At 58.7% G+C, this 6,396-nt stretch carries 6 protein-coding genes; 2 read left to right on the top strand and 4 right to left on the bottom strand.

The window, feature by feature from the left end; all coding sequences use genetic code 11:
• Positions 1-119 precede the first annotated feature (119 nt).
• The 4 genes from infA to trxB all read right to left on the bottom strand — a co-directional run bounded on the left by infA (position 120) and on the right by trxB (position 2,919).
• On the bottom strand, positions 120-338 hold the full coding sequence (infA, locus tag PMI23_RS26985; RefSeq protein ID WP_002553999.1) for a translation initiation factor IF-1: 219 nt from the start codon (positions 336-338) through the stop codon (positions 120-122).
• 112 nt (positions 339-450) lie between these two features.
• Complete coding sequence (locus PMI23_RS26980) at positions 451-1,158, bottom strand: arginyltransferase (protein WP_007908064.1); 708 nt, start codon at positions 1,156-1,158, stop codon at positions 451-453.
• A 57-nt stretch (positions 1,159-1,215) separates the two neighbouring features.
• Complete coding sequence (gene aat / locus PMI23_RS26975; RefSeq protein WP_042705051.1) at positions 1,216-1,896, bottom strand: leucyl/phenylalanyl-tRNA--protein transferase; 681 nt, start codon at positions 1,894-1,896, stop codon at positions 1,216-1,218.
• Positions 1,897-1,959: 63 nt separating this feature from the next.
• Positions 1,960-2,919 carry a thioredoxin-disulfide reductase gene (trxB, locus tag PMI23_RS26970; protein WP_007908068.1) on the bottom strand — a complete coding sequence of 320 codons (960 nt, stop codon included), beginning with the start codon at positions 2,917-2,919 and terminating at the stop codon, positions 1,960-1,962.
• Between the two features lie 296 nt (positions 2,920-3,215).
• On the opposite strand from trxB, the gene PMI23_RS26965 reads away from it, so the two are divergent.
• Both PMI23_RS26965 and lolA read left to right on the top strand, forming a co-directional pair.
• Positions 3,216-5,624 (top strand): DNA translocase FtsK, encoded by a 2,409-nt coding sequence (locus tag PMI23_RS26965; protein WP_042705050.1) that lies wholly within the window; start codon positions 3,216-3,218, stop codon positions 5,622-5,624.
• A 67-nt stretch (positions 5,625-5,691) separates the two neighbouring features.
• Complete coding sequence (gene lolA, locus PMI23_RS26960; RefSeq protein ID WP_007908077.1) at positions 5,692-6,312, top strand: outer membrane lipoprotein chaperone LolA; 621 nt, start codon at positions 5,692-5,694, stop codon at positions 6,310-6,312.
• Positions 6,313-6,396: the final 84 nt, after the last annotated feature.

Below are 6,396 nucleotides of genomic sequence, written 5' to 3'. Positions count from 1 at the left end.
AGAGCGAAACCGCCAGCGGCGGCACCCGCAGCAACGGATATGCCCCCAAACCCAAACCAACCCCCAAAACGCACAAACAAAAACGCCCGGCATAAACCGGGCGTTCTGTATTGACTTGATTAACGAGCGCGGTAAGTGATGCGCCCTTTGCTCAAGTCATAGGGCGTCAGCTCGACGCGCACTTTGTCACCGGTAAGAATACGAATGTAGTTCTTGCGCATCTTGCCGGAAATATGCGCGGTTACGACGTGCCCATTTTCCAACTCCACACGAAACATGGTGTTGGGCAGGGTGTCGACGACAGTGCCTTCCATTTCGAAGCTGTCTTCTTTCGACATGCAGTAAAGCCCTCGGTATCCAATGAATGGCCCGGTGCAACTGCGCCAGGCAAAAGCGGCGTGCATTGTGCCCGAAAAATGGGGTTTACGCCAAGGGGTTTACGGCTTGGGTTTAGTTGAGGATGACCCAGCGCTGATTAATCAGCAATTCGATGGGGCGATATTGCGTCTTGTAGTTCATCTTTTTGCAGTTCTTGATCCAGTAACCGAGGTACACCGCCTCAAGTCCGAGGCGCTGTGCCTCGGCGATTTGCCAGAGGATGGCAAATCGGCCAAGGCTACGGCGTTCCTCGGCCGGTTCGTAGAAGGTGTACACCGCCGACAAACCGTTCGGCAGTAAGTCGGTCACAGCCACGGCTAGCAACCGTCCGTCGAGTCGGAACTCATAGAAGCGCGAGAAGGGCAGATCGCGTACCAGAAAGGTCGAGAATTGATCGCGGCTCGGCGGGTACATATCGCCGTCGGCGTGGCGTTGTTCGATATAGCGCTGGTACAGATCGAAATATTCTTCGCTGAACTGCGGTTTGGCCGGGCGCACCTGCAAATCCGTGTTGCGTTTGAAAATCCGCTTCTGCTGACGATTGGGTGTGAACTGCGCCACCGGAATGCGCGCAGGCACGCACGCATTGCAGTTCTGGCAATGCGGGCGGTACAGATGATCGCCGCTGCGACGAAAGCCCATTTCCGACAGGTCTGCGTAGACATGCACATCCATGGGCTGGCTCGGATCGAGAAACAGGGTCGTGGCCTGCTCCTCGGGCAGATAACTGCAAGAGTGAGGCTGAGTGGCATAGAACTTCAAACGCGCCAACTCGGTCATGATCAACCCTCGGGATAAGCTGGTGAATTAAGTGTAAGCCACGCGCGCAAAAGTCGCTCAGCAAACCCAGTTGGCACGATTGGGTTGATCCAGGTGATGTGCCAGATAATCGGCGAATTGCTGACGAGGAATTGCCCGCGCGCCGAGGCTGTGCAGATGATCGGTCGGCATCTGGCAATCGATCAGCGCGAATCCCGCGTCTTTCAGGTGGCGCACCAGGGTGGCAAAACCGAATTTGGACGCGTTGTCGGCGCGGCTGAACATCGATTCGCCGAAAAACAGTTGGCCCATCGCCAGGCCGTACAGGCCGCCGACCAGTTCGTCTTGATCCCAGACCTCCACCGAATGCGCGAAGCCGCGACGATGCAGTTCAACGTAGGCGTCCTGCATGGCTTGGGTGATCCAGGTGCCGTCGGCGTAGTCCCGTGGTGCAGCGCAGGCGCGGATCACCGCTTCGAAGTCCTGATCGAAGGTCACTCGATAGCGTTCCTGGCGCAGCAGTTTGCCGAGGCTGCGCGAAACATGCAGTTCGTCGGGAAACAACACCGTGCGCGGATCCGGCGACCACCAGAGAATCGGCTGGCCCTCGGAAAACCACGGAAAGCAGCCATGGCGATACGCTTGAATCAGTCGGTCGGCCGACAGATCGCCACCGGCGGCGAGCAATCCGTTGGGGTCGCGCATGGCCTTTTCCAGTGGTGGAAAAGTCAGGGAATTACGTTGTAACCAAGTCAGCATGGCATCCAGGCTTGCAGAAGGGGAGGGCAGTGCGGGCCGTTTGGCCCGCGATAAAGTGTGCCGTTAAATGACCGGAATGTCGTCCAGATACTTCTCGGCATCGAGTGCGGCCATGCAGCCAGCACCTGCCGACGTTACCGCCTGACGGTAAACGTGGTCGGCCACGTCGCCGGCGGCAAACACCCCGGGAATCTCGGTGGACGTAGCGTCGCCGTCACTGCCACCCTTGACCAGCAAGTACCCATCACGCATCGGCAGCTGTCCCTGAAACAGATCAGTGTTGGGTTTGTGACCAATGGCAATGAATACGCCGGCCAGCGCCAGTTCAGTGGTTTCGCCGGTATGGCTGTCACGCAGTCGTGCGCCGGTGACGCCGCTGGCATCGCCGAGTACTTCGTCGAGATTCTGGTTCCAGTGCAGGCGCACGTTACCGTTCGCGGCTTTCTCGAACAGTTTGTCTTGCAGGATTTTCTCCGCACGCAGCTTGTCGCGGCGGTGGATCAGATGCACCTCCTTGGCAATGTTCGACAGGTACAGTGCTTCCTCGACGGCGGTATTGCCGCCGCCGACCACGGCGACCACCTGATTGCGATAGAAAAAGCCGTCACAGGTCGCGCAGGCGGATACGCCTTTGCCGGCGAAGGCTTCCTCTGAAGGCAGTCCCAGGTATTGCGCCGAGGCCCCGGTGGCAATGATCAGTGCGTCGCAGGTGTAAGTGCCGCTGTCGCCAGTGAGCTCGAACGGGCGCTGCTGCAACTTGGCGGTGTGGATGTGGTCGTAAACGATCTCTGTGGCAAAGCGTTCGGCGTGTTTCTGCATGCGCTCCATCAGTACCGGGCCGGTGAGGCCTTCGACGTCGCCGGGCCAGTTGTCGACTTCGACGGTGGTGGTGAGCTGGCCACCGGCCTGCAGGCCGGTAATGACCACGGGTTTGAGGTTGGCGCGGGCGGCATACACGGCAGCGCTGTAACCGGCCGGGCCGGAGCCGAGGATGATCAGGCGTGAATGCTTCGCTACGTTCATCAAATACACCTCATAAGCCTTTGTCACAAAAGGTAATGCATGCTCAAATTGAGTCGCGGCTTCTGTGTGCTTGACTATGCTCAATCCTGGGGCTTGAAGCATGGCATCAGACGCACAAACCCGTACAATGCCGGGCTGTTACAGAATATTCGCGCTGCGCTGTGTTTATAAAATGCGCGACGCAGTGTTAAAAGTAGTCTCAGTTGCGCTCGTTCACTTTTTTACCTGCCTGGATTGGGCAGTTTTTATCGTCATTCAATAGATGGACGCGCCTTGGGCGCAGGAAAAGAAGCGTTTTGAAGAAATCCACCGAAGCACCAAAAACAGTCGTTCCGCTCTGGCGCCAACAGTTGCACTACCGGCTCAAGGAAGGTGCATTGATCGCCATCGGTGCCTTGTGCCTGTTCCTGATGATGGCTTTGCTGACCTACGGCAAGGACGATCCAGGCTGGAGCCACAACAGCAAGATCGACGACGTACAGAATTTCGGCGGCCCGGCGGGCTCCTACAGCGCCGATATATTGTTTATGGTGCTGGGTTACTTCGCCTACATCTTCCCGCTGCTGTTGGCGATCAAGGCCTACCAGATCTTCCGTCAACGCCACGAACCGTGGCAGTGGAGCGGCTGGCTGTTCTCCTGGCGCCTGATCGGTCTGGTGTTTCTGGTGCTGTCCGGCGCGGCGCTGGCGCATCTGCATTTCCACGCAGCGTCGGGTCTGCCGGCAGGTGCGGGCGGCGCGCTGGGCGAAAGTCTCGGCAATCTGGCGAAGAATGCGCTGAACATTCAGGGCAGCACGCTGTTGTTCATTGCGTTGTTCCTGTTTGGCCTGACGGTGTTCACTGACCTGTCGTGGTTCAAAGTGATGGACATCACCGGCAAGATCACCCTTGATCTGTTCGAACTGTTTCAAGGCGCGCTCAATCGCTGGTGGTCGGCACGTACCGAACGCAAACAACTGGTTGCGCAACTGCGTGAAGTCGACGATCGCGTCCACGACGTGGTCGCGCCGACGGTGACCGACAAACGTGAGCAGGCCAAAGTCAAAGAACGCCTGATCGAACGTGAGCAAGCCCTAAGCAAGCACATGTCCGATCGCGAGAAACAAGTGCCGCCGGTTATCGCCCCGGCTCCGGCCAAGGCGCCCGAGCCAAGCAAGCGCGTACAGAAGGAAAAACAGGTGCCGTTGTTCGTCGACAGCGCCGTGGAAGGCACCTTGCCGCCGATCTCGATTCTTGATCCGGCGGAAAAGAAACAACTCAATTACTCACCGGAATCCCTGGCGGCGGTTGGCCACTTGCTGGAGATCAAGCTGAAGGAGTTCGGGGTCGAGGTCACGGTGGATTCGATCCACCCAGGCCCGGTGATTACCCGTTACGAAATCCAGCCGGCTGCCGGCGTCAAAGTCAGCCGCATCGCCAACCTCGCCAAAGACCTTGCGCGTTCCCTGGCCGTGACCAGTGTGCGGGTGGTCGAGGTGATTCCGGGCAAGACCACCGTCGGTATCGAGATCCCCAACGAAGACCGGCAGATCGTACGTTTCTCCGAGGTGCTGTCGACGCCCGAGTACGACAACTTCAAATCGCCGGTCACCCTGGCACTCGGTCATGACATTGGTGGCAAGCCGGTCATCACCGACCTGGCGAAGATGCCGCACTTGCTGGTGGCCGGTACGACCGGTTCCGGTAAGTCGGTGGGTGTGAACGCGATGATTCTGTCGATCCTGTTCAAGTCCGGCCCGGAAGACGCCAAGCTGATCATGATCGACCCGAAAATGCTGGAACTGTCGATCTACGAAGGCATTCCGCACCTGCTGTGCCCGGTCGTCACCGACATGAAGGATGCCGCCAATGCCCTGCGCTGGAGCGTCGCCGAGATGGAGCGCCGCTACAAGCTGATGGCGAAGATGGGTGTCCGAAACCTGTCCGGCTTCAACGCCAAGGTCAAGGAGGCCCAGGACGCCGGCGAGCCGTTGAGCGATCCGCTGTACAAGCGCGAAAGCATCCACGACGAAGCGCCGTTGCTACAGAAGCTGCCGACCATCGTTGTGGTGGTCGACGAATTCGCCGACATGATGATGATCGTCGGCAAGAAGGTTGAAGAACTGATCGCCCGTATTGCCCAGAAGGCGCGGGCGGCCGGTATTCACTTGATCCTCGCGACCCAGCGACCGTCGGTGGACGTGATCACCGGTCTGATCAAGGCCAACATTCCGACCCGTATGGCGTTCCAGGTGTCGAGCAAGATCGACTCCCGGACCATCATCGACCAAGGCGGCGCCGAACAACTGCTCGGCCACGGTGACATGCTCTACATGCCACCGGGCACCAGCCTGCCGATCCGGGTTCACGGTGCATTCGTTTCCGATGACGAAGTCCATCGTGTGGTCGAGGCGTGGAAACTGCGCGGCGCGCCGGAATATAACGACGACATCCTCAACGGTGTCGAAGAAGCCGGCAGCGGTTTTGAAGACAGCAGCGGTGGTGGCGATGGCGATGATCCGGAAGCCGACGCGCTGTACGACGAAGCTGTACAGTTTGTTCTGGAAAGCCGTCGTGCCTCGATTTCCGCTGTACAGCGCAAGCTGAAGATCGGCTACAACCGCGCCGCACGGATGATCGAAGCCATGGAAATGGCCGGGGTCGTCACCTCGATGAACACCAACGGTTCCCGTGAAGTCCTGGCCCCGGGCCCGGTACGCGACTGATTGCAAACGCAAGAGGCGGGACAATGATGTGCCGCCGCTCTCCCAACGAGTATTCAAGAGGACTCCCATGCGCCTTATCCGCATGCTGTTGCCAGTACTGGCGCTGACCACGCTCACGGCCCACGCCGATGACAAGGACGTGGCGCGTCTGACCCAATTGCTGGAAACATCCAAGACCCTGAGCGCGAACTTCTCGCAGCTGACCCTCGACGGCAGCGGCACGCAGTTGCAGGAAACCACCGGCGACATGACCCTGCAGCGTCCGGGCCTGTTCTACTGGCACACCAATGCGCCGGCCGAGCAGACCATGGTCTCCGACGGCAAGAAAGTCACCCTGTGGGACCCGGATCTGGAACAGGCGACCATCAAGAAGCTCGACGAGCGTCTGACCCAGACCCCGGCGCTGCTGCTGTCCGGTGATGTGTCGAAGATCAGTCAGAGTTTTGATATCACCGCGAAAGAGGCGGGCGGCGTGATCGACTTCACTCTGAAGCCGAAAACCAAGGACACCTTGTTCGATAATCTGCGCCTGTCCTTCCGCAATAATCTGCTTAACGATATGCAACTGATCGACAGCGTCGGCCAGCGCACCAATATCCTGTTTACCGGGGTGAAGGCCAATGAGCCGGTTCCAGCGTCGAAGTTCAAGTTCGACATCCCCAAGGGTGCCGACGTAATCCAGGAATAAACCCAAAACCCTTTGTAGGAGTGAGCCTGCTCGCGATTGGATTTGTCAGTCACATCTTCATCGTCTGACCCACCGCTATCGCGA

Source organism: Pseudomonas sp. GM24 (genome assembly GCF_000282235.1).
Taxonomy (GTDB): domain Bacteria; phylum Pseudomonadota; class Gammaproteobacteria; order Pseudomonadales; family Pseudomonadaceae; genus Aquipseudomonas.
This window is presented reverse-complemented; position numbering and strand designations above follow the sequence as displayed.